The 19,006-nt window shown below is 30.7% G+C and carries 17 protein-coding genes; 11 read left to right on the top strand and 6 right to left on the bottom strand.

All coding sequences use genetic code 11. The annotated features are described in order from the left end of the window. Positions 1-363 precede the first annotated feature (363 nt). The 5 genes from DY168_RS09255 to DY168_RS09235 all read right to left on the bottom strand — a co-directional run bounded on the left by DY168_RS09255 (position 364) and on the right by DY168_RS09235 (position 3,966). Positions 364-945 (bottom strand): manganese catalase family protein, encoded by a 582-nt coding sequence (locus DY168_RS09255; RefSeq protein WP_115641523.1) that lies wholly within the window; start codon positions 943-945, stop codon positions 364-366. A gap of 3 nt (positions 946-948) precedes the next feature. After that, positions 949-1,236, bottom strand: coding sequence for a spore coat protein CotJB (locus tag DY168_RS09250; protein WP_115641522.1), 288 nt, complete (start codon positions 1,234-1,236; stop codon positions 949-951). Then, positions 1,226-1,492, bottom strand: coding sequence for a spore coat associated protein CotJA (locus DY168_RS09245; RefSeq protein WP_207658378.1), 267 nt, complete (start codon positions 1,490-1,492; stop codon positions 1,226-1,228). Before DY168_RS09245 ends, DY168_RS09250 begins: the two co-directional genes overlap by 11 nt. Positions 1,493-1,614: 122 nt before the next feature. Next, positions 1,615-2,655 (bottom strand): tRNA dihydrouridine(20/20a) synthase DusA, encoded by a 1,041-nt coding sequence (gene dusA / locus DY168_RS09240; protein WP_115641521.1) that lies wholly within the window; start codon positions 2,653-2,655, stop codon positions 1,615-1,617. 84 nt (positions 2,656-2,739) lie between these two features. Continuing rightward, the gene (locus tag DY168_RS09235) at positions 2,740-3,966 is read right to left on the bottom strand and encodes an alanyl-tRNA editing protein (protein ID WP_115641520.1); all 1,227 of its coding nucleotides are present in this window, start codon (positions 3,964-3,966) and stop codon (positions 2,740-2,742) included. Between the two features lie 673 nt (positions 3,967-4,639). Here DY168_RS09235 and DY168_RS09230 point away from each other — a divergent pair. From DY168_RS09230 to DY168_RS09200, 7 genes are all read left to right on the top strand, one after another. Beyond that, positions 4,640-5,386 carry an ABC transporter ATP-binding protein gene (locus tag DY168_RS09230; RefSeq protein WP_115641519.1) on the top strand — a complete coding sequence of 249 codons (747 nt, stop codon included), beginning with the start codon at positions 4,640-4,642 and terminating at the stop codon, positions 5,384-5,386. A gap of 13 nt (positions 5,387-5,399) precedes the next feature. After that, positions 5,400-6,521 carry an ABC transporter permease gene (locus DY168_RS09225; protein WP_115641518.1) on the top strand — a complete coding sequence of 374 codons (1,122 nt, stop codon included), beginning with the start codon at positions 5,400-5,402 and terminating at the stop codon, positions 6,519-6,521. Next, a complete protein-coding gene (locus tag DY168_RS09220; protein WP_115641517.1) occupies positions 6,521-7,624 on the top strand; it encodes an ABC transporter permease in 1,104 nt (367 codons plus the stop codon). The genes DY168_RS09225 and DY168_RS09220 overlap by 1 nt, the downstream gene beginning before the upstream one ends. Before the next feature lie 180 nt (positions 7,625-7,804). Continuing rightward, positions 7,805-9,103, top strand: coding sequence for a phosphoenolpyruvate mutase (aepX, locus tag DY168_RS09215; RefSeq protein ID WP_115641516.1), 1,299 nt, complete (start codon positions 7,805-7,807; stop codon positions 9,101-9,103). Between the two features lies 1 nt (position 9,104). Then, the gene (gene aepY / locus DY168_RS09210) at positions 9,105-10,238 is read left to right on the top strand and encodes a phosphonopyruvate decarboxylase (RefSeq protein ID WP_115641515.1); all 1,134 of its coding nucleotides are present in this window, start codon (positions 9,105-9,107) and stop codon (positions 10,236-10,238) included. 21 nt (positions 10,239-10,259) lie between these two features. Further along, on the top strand, positions 10,260-11,369 hold the full coding sequence (locus tag DY168_RS09205) for a 2-aminoethylphosphonate aminotransferase (RefSeq protein ID WP_115641514.1): 1,110 nt from the start codon (positions 10,260-10,262) through the stop codon (positions 11,367-11,369). 95 nt (positions 11,370-11,464) lie between these two features. Next, positions 11,465-12,403: a DUF2935 domain-containing protein gene (locus DY168_RS09200; protein WP_115641513.1), complete on the top strand. Its 939-nt coding sequence runs from the start codon at positions 11,465-11,467 to the stop codon at positions 12,401-12,403. A gap of 99 nt (positions 12,404-12,502) precedes the next feature. Here the strand turns inward: DY168_RS09200 and DY168_RS09195 are convergent, their stop codons facing one another. Next, positions 12,503-13,120: a HutD family protein gene (locus DY168_RS09195; protein ID WP_115641512.1), complete on the bottom strand. Its 618-nt coding sequence runs from the start codon at positions 13,118-13,120 to the stop codon at positions 12,503-12,505. A 225-nt stretch (positions 13,121-13,345) separates the two neighbouring features. Here DY168_RS09195 and DY168_RS09190 point away from each other — a divergent pair, with 225 nt between their 5' ends. The 4 genes from DY168_RS09190 to DY168_RS09175 all read left to right on the top strand — a co-directional run bounded on the left by DY168_RS09190 (position 13,346) and on the right by DY168_RS09175 (position 18,956). Continuing rightward, positions 13,346-15,355 (top strand): sigma-54 interaction domain-containing protein, encoded by a 2,010-nt coding sequence (locus DY168_RS09190; RefSeq protein ID WP_115641511.1) that lies wholly within the window; start codon positions 13,346-13,348, stop codon positions 15,353-15,355. Positions 15,356-15,600: 245 nt separating this feature from the next. Next, on the top strand, positions 15,601-16,335 hold the full coding sequence (locus tag DY168_RS09185) for a gamma-glutamyl-gamma-aminobutyrate hydrolase family protein (RefSeq protein WP_115641510.1): 735 nt from the start codon (positions 15,601-15,603) through the stop codon (positions 16,333-16,335). A gap of 21 nt (positions 16,336-16,356) precedes the next feature. Next, entirely contained in the window at positions 16,357-17,655 is a 1,299-nt protein-coding gene (locus tag DY168_RS09180; protein WP_115641509.1) for an APC family permease, read from the top strand. A 26-nt stretch (positions 17,656-17,681) separates the two neighbouring features. After that, entirely contained in the window at positions 17,682-18,956 is a 1,275-nt protein-coding gene (locus tag DY168_RS09175; protein WP_115641508.1) for an L-cysteine desulfidase family protein, read from the top strand. Positions 18,957-19,006: the final 50 nt, after the last annotated feature.

Here is a 19,006-nt window from a genome sequence, read left to right as displayed (position 1 = left end):
CTATAATTGAGCTGGATTTAGTATATAGCTTCCTTCATCTAAGTTACCATAAGTAACGCCTATATTTTCTTCAAGGTGTGGGATGACGGTGGCTATGCCCATGGATAAGTTATTCTAAGACTCAGATCAAGAGATGTATTCATTATATATAAGCAAACTCCACCTGAGTCTAAGAATCACTTGACATTTAATACATATGTTTCTTTATTATCTGTTGTTCCTACTTGTTTCTTATGTAATTTTAAACCAATACTCAGCAAATTAAAACAAAACCCACCACATAAAAGTGGCAGGCTTACTATGTTTAGAGATATATTATAATCTCAATATTAATTTAAAATTTATTTTAAGTTAACGAAGTAATTATTTCATCATATATAGGCGTGGTTCTTGTAACTTTTCTTGAACAATTCTAAGAGCTTCTCCAAATCTTTGATAGTGTACAACTTCTCTCTCTCTTAAAAACTTTAAAGGTTCTATTACATCAGGATCATCAGCCATAGTTATTAAATACTCATAAGTAGCTCTTGCTTTTTGTTCTGCTGCTAAGTTTTCTGTAAGGTCAACAATTGGATCACCTTTTGATTGGATACCGGCAGCGTTAAATGGCACACCTGAAGCACTTGCAGGATATACCCCTCTACCATGATCGGCAAAATAAGCACCCATACCCTGTGCATCAATTTCTTCAATGCTTGCACCTTTCATTAATTGACGAACCATGGAACCAACCATTTCTAAATGGGCTAATTCCTCTGTACCAATATCATTTAATGTAGCTATAGCTTCAGGAGTAACCATAGTAAATCTTTGGCTTAAGTATCTAAGTGCCGCACCAAGTTCACCATCGGGTCCACCATATTGAGTTATAATTACCTTTGCCATTCTAGGGCTAGGATTTTTTATTTTAACAGGATATTGTAGGTATTTATCGTATGTCCACATAAATTATATCCCCTCCTTATGAAATCTAAAGTTAGCCTCATATTCCCAAGGCCATGGCTGATCTATCCATTGCCAAGGGCAAGGACTACAAGAGTCATGTTCGGATATCATGCCATAATTCATCTCATACCTTTCTTTTAAGGCCTTTGATTCCATTACGTGGAAGTTATATCTTGTAATAACCTTCTCATCCATTGGATGGGTATTAAGATACAAAGAAAGGTCCTCTTTCATAAAACTTGAAATAGTAATTAGTTTTAAAAGTTCCATTCTATCTATTTCACCTTTCATAGCAACCTCCCTTTTCACTCTTACTTAGTTTAACACCTTTTTTATTTTCTCCTTCAAAAGGACTGTAAAGTTCCGGAAAAGCAGTACCTCTTTTAAGTGACTCAATAGGTGAAAAAAGAGTACATAGCTTTTGGTATGGAACATATGCAGCAGCAAGCCTAACATTAGTTATTACAGTTTCTTGTGGTATACATTTCTTTTGTGTTATGCAGTCTGAACTAAGTCTAGAATCTTCAGAGTCTTCCATATAAAACATAATTATATTTATCTCCTTATTTATTCCTTACACAATTACAATATATTCCTTTAGTTCATAAGTGATACAATATAATTTATATATTATATTAAAAAATAGGGGATGTTTCGTTAGATAATGATTTAAAGGTTATATAAGACTTCTTTAGGGAGTTCTCTTAATGCGATTTTAAGAAGAGCTGAAGCCTTTATATTTTTAGAAGCTGGCGTTCCTAGTATCTGCTTCCATCTTTTACTTCCAGGTTTACCTTCAAATAATCCAATAATATGTTTGATAGCATAAAAAGAGTTTTCTCCAAGGCTTTCTAAGTTTTCTATATAGGGTATAAACTCCTCTATAACATCTTTTCTTGATATATTATTTATATAATCTTTATTATAAAGTGAGTCAATTTCTCTTAACATAAAACTGTTATTATAAGCAGCTCTACCAATCATTACGCTATTAACAAATTTAAGGTGGTGATTAATCTCTTCTAGAGTTTTTATACCACCATTAATCTCCATATTAAGGTATGGAAACTCTTTTTTTAATCTATAAACATCCTCATACCTTAAGGGTGGGATTTCTCTATTTTTTTTTGGACTTAGTCCATCTAGTATTGCGATTCTTGCATGTATAATAAATCTATCAATTTCAGAGTTTTCAACTATAGAAATAAAATCATACATATCCTGATAGCTATCAAGTAGGGTTCTATGAAAGGATGGTGGAAGTATGTTTTTCCCATCGATGCCAATTCTATGTTTAATAGTTATAGGCTTTTTTGTAGCAGATCTCATGGCATCAACCATTTCTTTAACAAGTTTTGGATAGGCCATTAATGTAGCGCCCATAAAATTTCCTGAAACTCTATCAGAGGGACATCCTGCATTTAAATTAAGCTCATCATAATCCCAGTTATCAGCAATTTTAACTGCTTCATAAATTTCTTCAGGTGTACTTCCCGCAATTTGTAATGATAAAGGTTTTTCCACTTTGTTAAAGTCTAGCAATTTATTTTTGTTCCCATTAATAATGCCTTGGCAACTTATCATTTCAGTGTAAAGTAGAGGTCTTTTTGTAAGGATTCTCAGAAAGTATCTAAAATGTCTATCAGTTACATCGACCATAGGAGCTATGCTAACCTTAGGTGAAATAACATTAGATATATATTTTTTCATATAAAATCTCCTTTAAAGATTAATAAAAACAATCAAAAAACACCATGTATTTGATAATGAATATCAAATACATGGTATTTGTGATTATATCAATGTAGGAGTAGGGGAGTCAAGGATAATATTTTTTATCTTCATAGATGCATAATCAATAACTGACTTAAGATTACTATTATTTTTCCCGGCACCTTGAGCTAGAAGCTTACTACCGCCACCTTTTCCATCTATAAGGCTTATAGCATCCTTTAAAAGATCATTCATGTTTAATTTTTGTATATCTTTTGAAGAGGCAAATATTAAATTAGCTCTTTCATTTGAAGTTACTATTATAAGGGCTATAGTATTTTCATGTTCTACAAGTTTTGAGGCTAGTTTACTTATATACTTTATGTCATCATCAATATATATTTTGCTTATAAGATTAAAGGTCCCTATTTTTTCTGAGCCTTCTAGGATTTCTTTAATTTGATAACTTTGAAGATCAACCTTTAACTTTTTATTACTATCTAGAGCTGATTTTAAGTTATCATTTAAATTCTTAATGGCATTTGTAGCTTCGTCTTCATTGCAACTTAAATGTCTGCAAAGGTCATAAGAGAATTTATCCTTTTTAAAACAATAGTCTACTGCTCGCCTTCCAGCTAAAAATTCTATTCTTGTGGCATTTTTATTCTTCTCCCACCTTTTTATTTTTATCATTCTAAGTTCTAGTGTAGAGCTAGGGTGAACGCCACAACAAGCATTTATATCTAAATCGCCTATTTTAACAACTCTTATTTCATCATTTGTCTTTGGGAGAGCTCTTCGTAAATTTACATTTTTAAGTTCTTTTCTTGAAGGTATAAAGAATTCAGCAATGATATTCTCTTCAATAATATCATTAGCAAAGGTTTCAGCCTTTCTTATTTGCTCTTCAGTGAGATGTCCTTCAATATCTACAGTACTAATATCAGATCCTAGATGAAATCCTACAGTATTTGTATTAAATAGTTTAAAGAAACATCCCGAAAGAACATGCTGACCGAAATGTTGAAGCATACCATCTATTCTTTTACTCCAGTTTATAGAACATTTAACCCTATGTATTTTAATAGGCTTTTTTTCTACAACATGGTATATGGTGCCATCCTTCTCATATACATCTATAACTGTATGATTATCTATAAGTCCTGAATCAGAGGGTTGGCCACCACCACCAGGGAAAAATGCTGTCTTATCTAGGGATACATGAAATTTATTATCTATCTCCTTTATATCAATTATTTCAGCAGTAAAATCTTTTATATATTGGTCTTCGTAAAAAAGTTTATACATTTAGTTACCTCCACAGTAATGATTTATTATTATATTCTATTTAGATACTACATTTAATAAGACTAATTAGTAAGTAGCTAGTTATGATGGATTATTACTTTAGAAAATGCGTTACATTTAAATTATATCAAATAAGAGGAGCTTTATACAAATAACAACACAATATCTTTGTGTTAATTAAACCTTTTATAGGGAAGAACACTGAATTTATCAGTTTCAATATTAAAATGTAGAAATACTTTACAAAGATCTGTGTGATATAATTAAAGATGCAGGGCATTCAGGCATGGAACCAGGTACTTTAAGTGAACTTGTTAAGGCCACTGAAGATTTTAAAAGATTATATGAGTAGATAATTTTAGTAGGTTAAAGAAGCCATTTATAATATAGATGGCTTCTTTAATTTTATTATATAGTGGATATGTTTAAAAAGCCAATAAGTTAATTTTGTTACTTTAAATGTTCATATTAAAAATAAAGTAGCTATAAGATATTTATAGAATAAGATAATTTAGAGGTATATAAAAGTATGAAGGGCTTAATTTATAAAAATAAGATTGTTTAACATTAAATAGCGCTTGATAATTATTGTTAAAAGGAGCAAAATAAAATAGTAATATAAAAAGAAGTTTTTATTACCTGAATTTTTCTAAAGAAAGGAAATGATTTAATTATGATAATAAGTATAAAGAATTTAGAAAAAAGTTATAAAGATTTTAAAGCAGTAGATATACAGGAATTAAACATAAAGGAAGGCGAAATATTTGGCCTTTTAGGACCTAATGGAGCAGGGAAAACTACAACTATAAGCGTTTTAAGTGGTATATATACTAAATTTACAGGTGATGTAAAGATATTTAATAAGGATGTAAAAAAAGACTCTCTTGAAATAAAAAAGAATATGGGGGTAGTACCACAAGATTTAGCCTTAGTAGATGATTTAACTGCCTATGAAAATGTAACATTTTTTGCAAGATTATATGGACTTAAAGGTGAAAAACTAAAGGCTTCAGTAAAAGAAACATTAGAATTTGTAGGGTTATGGGATAGAAAGTCAGATTTTCCTACAAAGTTTTCAGGGGGTATGAAGAGAAGATTAAATATAGCTTGTGCAATTGTTCATAAGCCAAGACTAATCATAATGGATGAACCTACGGTTGGTATTGACCCTCAATCAAGAAATAATATACTAGAAACAGTAAAGAAACTAAATGAGCAGGGATCAACTATAATATACACATCTCATTATATGGAAGAGGTAGAAGCTATATGCACAGATATTTGTATAATGGATAAAGGCAAGATTATTGCAAGAGGAAGTAAAGAAGAATTAAAGTCGCTTGTTAGTAAAGAAGATGGAAGCAATATAACTTTAGAAGAAGTATTTTTAGACTTAACAGGTAAAAAGCTAAGAGATTAAGGAGGTGAGGGCTATGAATTTTCTTGTAATAGCTAAATATAGAATAATTCAATATACAAGAGATAAGAAATCATTAGTGTCTATGCTAGTAATACCTATTATATTGATAGCTATATTAGGCAATGCCCTAGGAAGTAGTGATGAATTTACTGCTAAAAACATAGGACAGGTAAATGTATTATATGTTAATAATACTAGTGGAGTTAATGGAGATAATTTTGAAAAGTTTATAAATTTAAACGACCTTTCAGATATTATAGCACCAACTAAAACAGAAGATGTAGAAGAAGCTAAAAAGCTTATTGAAAAGAAACAATATGAGGCTTTGATTATATATGATGAAAATATAGAAGGTAAATTTAAAGTGATTGGTAGCGATTATAATGCTTTAAAGGTATCGATAGTTAAGAGTATCATGGAGTCTTATGCAGATAAGGCAAATGGTTTCGAGGCTTTAGCTAATTTAAAGGCTAGAGATTTTTCTATAAAAGAATATAATAATATAGATTCTAAGATAGTAAGTGTTTCAGGGAAAAAGCCAACAGCTATAGATTACTATGCTGTAACTATGCTTATAATGATTATGATGTTTGGAGCTATATATGCAAATTTTGCTATAGATAAGGATTATTATAGTGTGGTTGGTGGAAGAGTTAAGTCATCGCCTGTAAGGCTTTGGGAAATGTTCCTTGGAGAAGGCATAGGTGTAGTATTTACTCTCTTGTGGCAAGCTTTATTATTATTGCTTGTATCAAAGTTTATGTTTAATGTTAATTTTGGTAATAACTTAGGAGTAATATTCTTAACAATTTTATCACTTGCAATTATGTCTACTATGCTTGGAATATTTGTTTGTATGGCAACTAAGAAGGGATTGTATGGATTAGCTATTTTAAATATACTAGTTCCTATACTTACATTTTTAGGTGGAGGTTTTGTAAAGATAGATTTTGGTGATGGTATACTTGGAAAGTTATCACGTATAACACCAAATTATTTAGCTCAAAATGCTATATTTAAAAGTATTTATGGGGCAGACTCAAAAGAGGTGCTATTTAGCATATTGGGTATTTGGGTATTTACATTTATCCTATTTATAGGAGCTAAGATTTCCGGAAGGAGGGACATAGTATAATGACCATTTATTTAACAAACTTAAAAAGATTATTTAAAAATAAGATAAATTTATTGTTTATAATTGTATTGCCTATTATATTTATGATTATAGCTTTTTCAGGTTCTAATGGAACTGAAGCTTTAAAGATTGCAGTTGTAGATAAAGATAAGACAGCGTTTTCAAATAAGCTTATAGAAAATATAAAAACTAAGGGAACAGTGATTTTAGATAATGAAGAAAATATCCAAAATAGCCTTGTGAATAACGATATAGATTATGCAATTGTTATACCAAAAGGGTTTATTATGGATATAATTAATGGTAAGGATGTCTCTTTAGAAAGTTATGAAGTAAAAGAAGGAAATGCAGCTATGTCTATAAAACTTTATTTAGATGGATATTTAAATAATATAAAAAAGATAGCTTCAGTATCTAAGGGCAGTGAGGAAGAGTTTTACAAAGGAATTAAATATTATGAAGAGGGAAGCTATAAGGTTCAATATGAAAGTGTTGATAAGGGTGAAGGAAATAAATCTAAAACCTCAGCAGCGCTTGGTTTTATAGTTCTAAATATGTTGTTTTTAACTACTTCTACTACCAACATGTTAATAAAAGATAAAGAAAAGAATTTATTTACAAGATATTTTACAACTCCTTTGACTAGAGGAAGGTATATTGTAGAAAATCTTTTAAGCTTTTTAACTATATCAGTATTTCAGGTTATATTATTCTTTTCTTTTATGAAGTATTTATTTAAGTTCAATTTAGGAGATACTCCCTTTAGTATATTAGGATTATTTATGATATTTGCAGTGTTTACTGTGTCTTTAGGATTATTTATAGCAACTCACTCTAATGATCTAAGGCAATCAGGAGCTATAAGCGCACTTATTAATATACCTTTTGCTATGCTTGGAGGATGCTTTTGGCCAAGAGAGATCATGCCTAGTTTCTTAAAAAGGGTATCAGAGTTTATACCTACTACTTGGATTAATGTAGCTAGCAGTGAAGTTTTATATGGAGAAAGTTTAGCTTATGTTATGAATTATATATTACTATTGTTAGGTATATCCGTGGTATTATTATTGTTATCTGTAAGGAAATTAAGAAACAATGATTAAGTCAATTCTGCTAAAACCCATTATGAACCTATTCATAATGGGTTTTATAGTTAATTTAACATTTATTTATTAAAAATTGTAAAACTAGTTGATATAAATCCTTCAATAAAGTAAACTTAACTTAAGGTTCATAATTTGAACAAGTATATACGCAAATATTTAAGGTAAAGGATGGGTGTTATGAAAAAGGTATATGTAGCAATGAGCGCTGATATAATTCACCACGGACACTTGAATGTAATACAAGAAGCTAGGAAATTAGGACAGGTTGTAGTTGGCTTACATACAGATGAAGTTATCTGCGAGTACTTTAGGAATCCATTTTTAAAGTATGAGGAAAGAAAGCAAGTAGTAGAAAACATTAAAGGGGTATGTAAGGTTATTCCTCAAGATACATTAGATCAAGTTCCAAATTTACTAAGGGAAAAGCCTGACTATGTGGTTCACGGTGATGACTGGAAACAGGGAATACAAAAGCCTTTAAGAGAAAGAGTAATAAGTACCCTAAAAGAATGGGGAGGAGAGCTTGTTGAGGTTAAGTATACGGAGGGGGTTTCTATAACTAAATTAGATGAAACAATAGCTCAAATTGGTACAACGCCACAGGTAAGAATGAAAAAGCTTAGAAATCTTTTATCTCTTAAGGGTCATGTTAGAATCTTAGAGGCTCATAATGGACTAACAGGTCTTATAGCAGAGAAGGCAAAGATAGAGCAAAACAATAAAATAAAAGAATTTGATGGAATGTGGATAAGCTCCCTTTGTGATTCTACAGCTAAAGGAAAACCAGATATTGAGCTTGTAGATCTTACATCAAGGCTTAACACTATAAATGATATATTAGAAGTAACTACAAAACCTATAATATTAGATGGTGATACCGGTGGAAAGATAGAGCATTTTATATATACAGTAAAGACTCTAGAAAGACTAGGTATATCTGCTATTATAATTGAGGATAAAGTAGGACTTAAGAAGAATTCTCTTTTTGGAACGGATGTTTCTCAAAATCAAGATACTATTGAAAACTTTTCAAAGAAGATAAGAGCTGGAAAAGAAGCAAGAGTAACTAATGACTTTATGATAATAGCTAGAATAGAAAGTTTAATATTAAACGCTGGTATGGATGATGCACTTAGTAGAGCTAAAGCTTATATAGAAGCAGGAGCAGATGGGATAATGATTCATAGTAAGCATAAAGATGGAAGTGAAATATTAGAGTTTTGCGCAAGATATAAAGAGTTTGATAAAAGAGTGCCATTAGTAGTAGTTCCAACTTCTTATGCTCATATAACAGAAAGAGAATTAGAGGATGCTGGAGTTAATATTATAATATATGCAAATCATCTTATAAGAAGTGCATATCCAGCTATGATGAATACTGCTAGAACTATATTAGAAAATGAAAGGGCCTTAGAAGCAGACAAAGATTGCATGCCAATAAAAGAAATATTAAACTTAATTCCTGGAGGAAAATAAAATGATAAATACTGAAGAATTTTACAAGAATTTAAAAAGTAATGGAATAAACTTTTTTGTAGGTGTTCCAGATTCTTTATTAAAAGATTTTTGTTCCTATATTAAGGAAAATGTAGATAGTAAGAATAATATTGTTGCAGCAAATGAAGGTAATGCACTGGCCATAGCCTCAGGACACTACTTAGCTACAGGGAATGCTGCATTAGTTTATATGCAAAATTCAGGACAGGGAAATATAATAAATCCTCTAGCATCTTTAAATGATCCTTTAGTATATAGCATACCTGCATTACTTGTGATAGGTTGGAGAGGTGAACCTAATAAAAAAGATGAGCCACAACATAAAAAGCAAGGTCTTATAACTTTAAAGCTATTAGAAGTGCTAGACATTGAGTACAGCATATTAACAGAAAAAGATGATGTAGATATATGGAAAAGAAAGATATCTAAAGCTGTAGAATACATGAAAAAAGAAAAGAAACCTTATGCACTAGTGGTTACCAAAGGTACATTTTCTACTTACAAGTTAAAAGAGCAATCAAAGGTTAAATTTGAAATGAGCAGGGAAGATGCAATTAAGGAAATAATTAGTGTTTTAGGTAATGAAGATACAATAGTGTCCACAACTGGCATGGCGTCTAGAGAGCTATTTGAAGCGAGAGAATCTAGAAAAATGGGGCACGAAAGAGATTTCCTAACAGTAGGGTCTATGGGACATGCATCTCAAATAGCATTAGGAATTGCACTATCAAAACCTAACAAAGATGTATATTGTCTAGATGGGGATGGCGCTATTTTAATGCATTTGGGTGGAGTTGCTATAATCGGATCACAAAAGGTAGAGAATTTTAAACATATTGTTATTAATAATGGAGCTCATGATTCAGTTGGGGGGCAGTCAACAGTAGGATTCGATATAGATATAGCCTCTATTGCTAAATACTGCGGATATACAAAAACATTTACTGTTTCCACATTTGAAGATTTAAAAGCTTATCTTAAAATTGTAGTTGATGCTAAAGGTCCAGTATTACTAGAAGTTAAGGTAAGAAAAGGAGCTAGAAAAGACTTAGGAAGACCAACAACTTCTCCAATAGAAAACAAAGAAGCGTTCATGAAATTTCTAGCAAAATAATTAATAGGAGGCTAAAATGTTATGGAGATAAAGAGAAATGTATTGTTAAACCCAGGTCCAGCAACTACAACGGATACTGTAAAGCTTGCCCAAGTAGTTCCTGATATATGCCCAAGAGAAGAAGAGTTTGGAGAGGTTATGGAGTTCGTTTCAAAGGAGCTAACTAAATTTGTAGGTAGCCTTCAAGAATATACTACGATTTTATTTGGTGGTTCAGGTACAGCTTCTGTAGAGTCTATGATAAGTTCAGTAGTATCAGATGGAACTTTAATTATTATAAATAATGGTGCTTATGGAAAGCGAATGTGTGAAATAGCAAAAGCCTATGATATAAGTTTTATAGAATTTAAAAGTTCCAACGTAGAGGCTATTGATATATTAATGCTTGAAAAGGTTATCAAAGAAAATAAAGGTGAAGTGAGTCACTTAGCTGTAGTTCATCATGAAACTACCACAGGACTATTAAATGATGTTGAAATATTAGGTGCACTTTGCAAAAAATATAATATAGAGATGATGGTAGATGCCATGAGCTCCTACGCAGGTATTCCTATAGATATGAAAGCTATGAATATAAGCTATATGGCATCTAGTTCAAATAAGTGTATTCAAGGGATGGCTGGAATAAGCTTCGTAATCGCAAATATAAATAGCCTTTTACTCACAAAAAATAATAAACCAAGAAATGTATACCTAAATTTATATAAGCAATATGAATATTTTATAAAGAATTATCAAATGAGGTTTACTCCACCAGTGCAAGTTATTTATGCCTTAAAACAAGCTATAATAGAGGCAAAAGAAGAAACCATCGAAGTAAGAAATAAAAGATATGTAAAGAATTGTGATGTTTTATTAGAAGGATTAGATAAGTTAAATCTAACTCATTTGGTAAAGTCACAAGATCATTCAAAACTTATAACCACAATACTAGAACCAACAAATCCTAAATATAAATTTGATGATATGCATGATTTTTTATATGAAAGAGGATTTACTATCTATCCAGGAAAGGTATCTGATGCAAATACCTTTAGAGTAGCAAATATTGGTGAGATAGATTATAAAGACATGGAAAGATTCATAATAGAATTACAAGATTATATAAGAACCTATGATGTGAACCCATAAAAAGGGAGCACCTCAGAGATAATCTTTTTTTATGTAATAATGTATTTGTTTTTCTAATATAATAGCAGTGAATAATTATATTAAAGAGGTTGAATATGTTATCAAATAGTAATTTTATAAGACAATCATTAGAGTTGCATCTTTTCTTTGCACGAATAATGAAAGAACATTCCTTTTTTCTACAAATAGGTTTTGTACAAAGAGATTCAAATCTTATGGTTAAAGCAGATATGTTTAGAGCAGAATTTGATAGGCTTTTGGTAGATGTAATATCACTTTCAAATGGTGTTGTTAGTGCCAGCGTATTAGAGTCAGGGGAAGTGGTGACACCTTTTACGCTAAAAGCAGAAATGGCTTCATCTTATCTTACAGGGGTAAATATTCCAACTAGTTTAACAAGGGCAGAGCAAGAATTACGGCCTTTGGATTTAAGTAAGGTTATAGATAATCATATGCTTGAAGAAAGAGTAGTCATGATTAATAATAGGGCTATGGATTTAGTTAAAGCTTTAGCAGAATTTAAGACTATGTTACTATCAAATGTCTTAAATTGTAGGTTATTTACAAATAACTATCCTTTACTTATAGATCATATTTTAAGAGAAGCAAAGTTTTATTATAATCTTATTCAAAAGCTTCAAAATCGTGAAGAAGTTGTATTAGAAAGAGAAGCTTATGTGGAGGAAGTTTTTTGGAATGAAATTATGGCAGAACACTCAAAGTTTATTCGTGGACTTCTTGATCCTACGGAAAATGATCTTATAAATATAGCAAATGATTTTGGAAACGAGTTTACTGAACTAGAAGCACAGTCAAAAGAAGCCATGGATAAAACAATTCCAATCTCAAAAGTGACAAATGATAGCCTTAAAGCAACTATAGAAATAAGTAAATTTAAGGCTGAGGCTACAAAAGGATTAATAGAGTGTAAAATTAAGTCCATTATAATGCCACTACTTGGTGATCACACTTTAAGAGAAGCTAATCACTATTTACGTTTATTAAAGATATTTGAAAAAGGTAGTATGTATTAACAAAAGATATCTTGAAGTATCATTTTTAAAAGACATCTAATATAACAATATACAAGCAAAAAGATTTTCTGCAATCAAGAATACAGAAAATCTTTTCACTTAATTATATACTATTTTAACCTTAACAATATGAGCTATATTATTGCCTTCATTAATTAAATACATAGAACCAAAGCCCTTTTTTAAGTTAATAAGGAAAAAGTCATTTTTGTTTAGAATAAAGGATTTATTGTCTAAGCACACTTTTATATTGCCTTCATAACAATAGAATCCATAGGATAAGTTTTTATGATTTCTTTTATTCTTAATGTTAAGTGAGAACTCACTCATAGTATTTTCATTTAATTTTATATAAGAAATATTGCCATTTGCATTTTCTGATACCATTAAGTTGAAGTCTGTCACTTTACCATAGCTTGTAGTTTTCCAATGGCCACTAAAACTATGTTTTTCAAATGTAGCTAAGTTTATTGAGGTTTCATCATTATGAATTAACTTTACATTTCCATCTAAGATCATGATTTCTCTCCATATATTTTTTAAATATGTGAAATTAGACTCTTCACTTTCAACGTTTGCAGAGCTTATCCTCCAGGTAAAATTTCTATCCTCATAATTTGAGTCTTTCGGGAAAATACAGATTTCAGTTGTAGTTCCCCCAGACCACTTTTTAGTAGTTTGATTGTCTTTAGTGATAACACTTACATCATATTTCATAAAAACACTCCTTTTGAAATTATAATTATAAAACAAATTAGTGATAAGACTTTTTAGTAAAATATTAAATATGCTAATGTAATTAATATTTATCTGTTATTTTTAATATGGGTATCCTATAATTTCATTATAACAGTATTTTAAGTTATTACTTTTAGTTTTACATTATTAGAAAAGAATAATTAAAGAACATCAAAAATTGATATAATCTTGGAGGAAAAAAACATGAAATCCATAGGTATAATAACTGATAGAGATAGCTACCTTACTAAGTTCTTAGAAAACAATTTAAGGCAAGTGCTAGGGGATAAGATTGTGATTAATAGTTACTTTCTAGATCATCTAGAAGGGAAAGATATTATAGAGGATAAGGTTGTTCTCGTAATGATAAGAGAAAGAGCTTATGAAATAAAAAAATATGTTAGTGCAAAGAGCAAAATAATAGTAGTAAATAGGACGTTTAGAGAAGATGAAATATACAAGGTATTTTCTATTCCAGAGGGTACGGAGGTTTTGGTGGTTAATGATAATGATCAAACTACCTACGAAACCGTATCTTTATTTTATGAAGTAGGTGTAACTCATTTAAATCTAATAGCTTACAAAGAAAATATAGATTATTCTAATATAAATATAGCCCTTACACCGGGGGTATCAGAGAGGATACCAAGTCATATAAAAAAAATTATAGACCTTGGAAATAGGTATATAGATATATCAACATTTATACAGATAATAAGTGCCCTTGGAATAGATACCATAGATATAGGCAAGAAGCTTGTTAAATATTCTGAAAAGATTGTAAGTCTTGATGATGGAATTAGGGACAAATATAAAGAGTTATTTTTAAAAATGGATGAGCTCGATACTATAGTAAATATATCTAGGGATGGTGTAATAATTACTAATGAGAAGGGAATAATAAAAGTATTCAATGAAAGGTTTAGAGAAGTTTTAGACTTAAAAGAGGATATACAAGGAGTATCAGTAGATAAGGTTTTTAAAAACGGCCTTGAAAAAGTTCTAAAGGAAGAAGAAATTTTAGATGAAGTTTTTCAAGTTAGAGATAAGTATATAAATGTTAAAAAGACAAGTATATATAATTTAGGAGTTAAAGCAGGTAGTTACTATAATATTCAAGAAATAACTTACATAAAACAATTAGAACAAAATCTTACAAAACAAATAAAGGCTAAGGGCCAAATGGCGAGATATTATTTTAGTCATATAAAGACTACGTCACCTTCAATGATTCAATGTATTAATCTTGCTAAAAAGATATCGAAATCAGATCTTACAGTATTTATTAGAGGTGAAAGCGGAACAGGTAAAGAACTTTTAGCACAGTCAATACATAATGAATCTGAAAGAAATAAGCAGGCTTTTGTAGCTGTAAATTGTGCAGCTATGCCAGAAGGTTTACTTGAAAGCGAACTTTTTGGTTACGAAAAGGGAGCATTTACAGGAGCCTTAAAAGAAGGGAAAAAAGGTCTATTTGAAGCAGCTAATAATGGAACGATATTTTTAGATGAAATAGGCGATATGCCAGTTTTGCTTCAAACAAAGCTATTACGAGTTCTTCAAGAAAGACAGATAATGCCAATAGGATCAGAAAACATTATAAATATAAATGTAAGGATTATTGCGGCTACAAATAAAGATATTCTTAAAATGATTAAAGAAGATAAATTTAGGGAAGATCTTTATTATAGACTTAATGTTCTTCCAATAATGGTACCGCCACTTAGAGAAAGGACGAGAGATATAATTGATCTTTTAAATTATTTTATTGGAAGAGACATATATATAGAAGATGAGGTAAAAGATATTTTAACTAGCTATGGGTGGCCTGGAAACATAAGAGAACTTCAGAATGTTGCATCCTACATTTCGCTCATGTGCGACGATAAGGTAGAGGTGAAGAATTTACCATCAACACTAGATTATAAAGAGAAGAATTGTAATTATGAAAAAGAAATTTTGAAAAGTAGCTGTGATTTTGAAACAGCTATAGAGTTTCTTAATTTAATAAATAGTTTTAATAAATTAGAAAAGAATATTGGAAGAGTAGCTATAATTAATATATTGAAGGAGAAAGGATTAGAGATTTCTGAGGGGGAAGCTAAAAGAATATTAGAAACATTAAATGAGTTAGAGCTAATAAATTCATATGTGGGAAGAAAGGGAAGTAAGATAACTAAGAAAGGTTGTAACTTTTTAATTAAATATAAATAGATACATAAAATTAATAGGTTTATTAATAGGAACTTATTCCTATTAATAAACCTATTAATTAAATATAAAGTTACATATTCAATAACAATTGATAGAATTAAATATAGAAAAGCAGTGAAAATGTTTTCAAAATGGGCGTGGATCTTGGATTTGTTAAATTAATATCAATACGTCAAGGTTTTGGCATAAGGATTGCTATTAATATAGACATATAAATACATATGTAATTATGATAGGAGGTATATATGAAAAGAAAAGCTAGAATAGGTATATCAGGAAGTATAATTGTAGATGAAGGAGGAATGTTTCCAGGATATGAAAGGGCTTATGTAAATGATGATTATATTAAGTCTGTTATAAAAGCAGGTGGAATTCCAGTGATTATTCCACTTATAAAAAATGAAAATGATATAAAAGAACAGTTGGAAATGGTAGATGGAATTATAATATCTGGAGGTCATGATGTAAACCCGTTATTATATGGAGAAGAGCCTTCGCAAAAGCTTGGTGGAATATTACCGAAGAGGGATGACTTTGATATAACTTTAATAAAGTTAGCAATGGAAGCAAAAAAGCCTATACTCGGAATTTGTAGAGGACATCAATTGCTAAACGTTGTTAATGGGGGAAACTTATATCAAGATTTATCCTTTATAGAAGGTTGTTATATAAAACATAATCAAGCATCGCTATCAAATACGCCAACTCACACTATTAAAATAAAAGAGGGAACAAAACTAAGAGAAGTTTTAGGCGAAGAAACAATGTGTAATAGCTTTCATCATCTAGCTATTAAGGAAGTTGCCAAAGGCTTTGTAGCTTCTGCTGTATCAAAGGATAGTATTATAGAGGCTATAGAACACAAACATGAAGAATTTGTAATAGGCGTACAGTGGCATCCAGAAATGATGTCTTCAGAAAATGAAAATATGCTTTCTATATTCAAAGGACTTGTAGAAGCATGCTCAAATAAAATTTAATTATAGGGGAGGAGATTTTTTATGTTTGATAATAAAAAACTGGGGTTTTGGAGCATTGTGCTTTTAGGTATAAATGCAATTATAGGTTCAGGTATATTTTTACTTCCAAATCAAGCTATGCTTTTAATAGGTCCTTTTAGTATGGTTGTAATAGTTTTTGATATGTTACTTGTTATAAGTATTGCTATGTGCTTTGCAGAGGCGGGTGGTATGTTTAAAAAGAATGGTGGGCCTTATGTTTATGCAAGGGAGGCCTTTGGAGATTTCATAGGTTTTGAAGTAGGTTTTATGAAGTGGGCCATAAGTATTATAGCATGGTCTACTATGGCAGTAGCCTTTTCCACGGCTTTAGCAAAAGTTTGGCCAGCAGCTGCAGATAAGACTATAAGTAATATAATAGTTGTATGTATACTAGTTGGACTTGGATTAGTAAATATATTAGGTGTTAACATATCTAAGGCATTAAATAATATAATTACAATCGGAAAATTAGTTCCACTTGTGATGTTTGTTGCTATAGGTATATTTTACATAAAGGGAAGCAATTTCACACCTGTGTTCCCAAGTGGCAGTTATGTTGGAGGCTCTTTTGGAGCAGCAGCACTTTTAATATTTTATGCATTTACGGGGTTTGAATCTATAGCAGTAGCAGCAGAGGATATGGATAACCCAGAAAAAAATGTCCCAAAGGCTATAATAACAGTTATGATAATAGTTTCTATGTTTTATTTATTAATACAAGGAATTTCCATAGGAATATTGGGTGAAGGACTTGCAACTAGTAAAACACCAGTAGCAGATGCAGCTACTGTATTTCTTGGATCTTTTGGAGGAGCGATAGTAAGTGCAGGCACTCTAATATCTATAGGAGGAATAAATATAGCGGCATCTTTTATAACTCCAAGAAGTGGTGTAGCTCTAGCAAAGGATGGATTGATACCAAAGGTTATAGCAAAACAAGGTACTAGAGGCACACCATATATAGCTATAATTATAACAGTAGCTTTAGCTATACCAATAGCTTTATCAGGAAGCTTCACTAAGCTTGCAGCTATAAGTGTTGTATCAAGATTTGCACAGTATGTACCTACATGCTTATCTATAATAGTATTAAGGAAAAAGAGGCCGGACCTCAAAAGTTCATTTAGGGTTCCTTTTGGGCCTGTAATACCTATAATAGCTGTAGGTGTAAGCATATGGCTACTTGCACAATCTTCTTTAGAAAAGATTATGTGGGGACTTGGTGGACTTATAGTTGGAGTTCCAATATACTTTATTATGAAAAGTTATAACAATAAACAAAGTAATACTGTAAATTAAACAAAAGGATTAAAAGGTGGGATACCATGGATAATAATATATATATTGAACTTTTAAAAAGGGAAGTTGTACCTGCGTTAGGATGTACAGAACCTATAGCTATAGCATATGCAACGTCTAAGTGCAAAGAATTATTAAAAGATGAAATAGAAAGTATTAATCTATTTCTAAGTGCAAATATAATAAAAAATGCCCTAGGGGTTGGGATACCAGGAACTGGAATGATAGGTATAGATATTGCAGCAGCCCTAGGATTTATAGGCGGAGATTCTAAATTAGAACTTCAAGTACTGAATAATGTTACAAAAGAGCATATAGACACTGCTAAGTCAATGGTAGCCCAGGGGAAGATAAAAATTGAATTGAAGGAAAACTGTGATAAGCTTTACATAGAGACTCATTGCAAAACTAAAGATCATATTGCAAAGGTAATTATAAGTGGAAATCACAAGAATATAGTAAAAATAGAGTTAGATGAAAATATAATTTTAGATAATATTAATAGTGAACTTAAAAATGAAGACTGTAATATAGGAAGAAAGATTACGGTAGAAAGCATTTATAACTTTGCAACAAATGTAGAGTTTAAGAGCATTGAATTTCTATTAGAGGGAGCTAAAATGAATAAGCTTGTTTCTATTGAAGGACTACAGGGTGATTATGGCCTTAATGTAGGTAAAAGGTTGTTTAATTCTACTAGCATAGTTTTAGGTGGAGACAGTCTACAAAATAGAATGGTTGCAAGTACTGCAGCTGCATCAGATGCTAGAATGTCAGGATGCACAATGCCTATAATGACTACATCTGGTAGTGGAAATCAAGGAATAACAGCCACAATACCATCGGTTATTTTAAGCGATGAACTTAAAAAAGACGATGAAGAGTTGGCAAGGGCGCTAGCCATTAGTAATCTTATAACTATACATGTTAAATCTTATATAGGAAGATTATCAGCTTTATGTGGAGCGGGTATAGCAGCGTCAATAGGATCTTCAGCTGCTATTACATATCTTCTAGATGGAGATATTAAAAATATAAAATATGCTATAAAAAACATGATAGGAAATATTTCAGGTATGATTTGCGATGGTGCAAAAACAACTTGTTCCTTGAAAATTGCTACTGGAATTAATGCAGCAATACAATGTGCTACTCTTGCATTAAAAGATGTAGAGCCTAAGGAAAGTCAAGGTATAGTAGGAATAGATGTAGAAAGAAGTATACAAAGCCTTGGAATACTTGGAGTAGAAGGTATGGAGGATACTGACAAAACAATATTGAATATTATGTTAAATAAATAGAATAATCATATTAAAGAAATAAAAAATAGTTATTATACACATTAGGTATA

Source organism: Clostridium putrefaciens (assembly GCF_900461105.1).
GTDB lineage: Bacteria > Bacillota > Clostridia > Clostridiales > Clostridiaceae > Clostridium_L > Clostridium_L putrefaciens.
Note: the sequence above shows the minus strand (reverse complement) of the source record. Positions and strands in the feature narration are given on the sequence as shown.

Excerpts from the sequence above, each read along its gene's own strand:
- DY168_RS09180 (WP_115641509.1), top strand. The coding sequence starts at position 16,357 with ATGTTTGATAATAAAAAACTGGGGTTTTGGAGCATTGTGCTTTTAGGT.
- DY168_RS09195 (WP_115641512.1), bottom strand. The coding sequence starts at position 13,120 with ATGAAATATGATGTAAGTGTTATCACTAAAGACAATCAAACTACTAAA.
- DY168_RS09185 (WP_115641510.1), top strand. The coding sequence starts at position 15,601 with ATGAAAAGAAAAGCTAGAATAGGTATATCAGGAAGTATAATTGTAGAT.
- aepX (WP_115641516.1), top strand. The coding sequence starts at position 7,805 with ATGAAAAAGGTATATGTAGCAATGAGCGCTGATATAATTCACCACGGA.
- DY168_RS09220 (WP_115641517.1), top strand. The coding sequence starts at position 6,521 with ATGACCATTTATTTAACAAACTTAAAAAGATTATTTAAAAATAAGATA.
- DY168_RS09205 (WP_115641514.1), top strand. The coding sequence starts at position 10,260 with ATGGAGATAAAGAGAAATGTATTGTTAAACCCAGGTCCAGCAACTACA.
- DY168_RS09250 (WP_115641522.1), bottom strand. The coding sequence starts at position 1,236 with ATGAAAGGTGAAATAGATAGAATGGAACTTTTAAAACTAATTACTATT.
- DY168_RS09175 (WP_115641508.1), top strand. The coding sequence starts at position 17,682 with ATGGATAATAATATATATATTGAACTTTTAAAAAGGGAAGTTGTACCT.
- aepY (WP_115641515.1), top strand. The coding sequence starts at position 9,105 with ATGATAAATACTGAAGAATTTTACAAGAATTTAAAAAGTAATGGAATA.
- DY168_RS09245 (WP_207658378.1), bottom strand. The coding sequence starts at position 1,492 with ATGTTTTATATGGAAGACTCTGAAGATTCTAGACTTAGTTCAGACTGC.
- DY168_RS09230 (WP_115641519.1), top strand. The coding sequence starts at position 4,640 with ATGATAATAAGTATAAAGAATTTAGAAAAAAGTTATAAAGATTTTAAA.
- DY168_RS09235 (WP_115641520.1), bottom strand. The coding sequence starts at position 3,966 with ATGTATAAACTTTTTTACGAAGACCAATATATAAAAGATTTTACTGCT.
- DY168_RS09200 (WP_115641513.1), top strand. The coding sequence starts at position 11,465 with ATGTTATCAAATAGTAATTTTATAAGACAATCATTAGAGTTGCATCTT.
- DY168_RS09190 (WP_115641511.1), top strand. The coding sequence starts at position 13,346 with ATGAAATCCATAGGTATAATAACTGATAGAGATAGCTACCTTACTAAG.
- DY168_RS09255 (WP_115641523.1), bottom strand. The coding sequence starts at position 945 with ATGTGGACATACGATAAATACCTACAATATCCTGTTAAAATAAAAAAT.
- dusA (WP_115641521.1), bottom strand. The coding sequence starts at position 2,655 with ATGAAAAAATATATATCTAATGTTATTTCACCTAAGGTTAGCATAGCT.
- DY168_RS09225 (WP_115641518.1), top strand. The coding sequence starts at position 5,400 with ATGAATTTTCTTGTAATAGCTAAATATAGAATAATTCAATATACAAGA.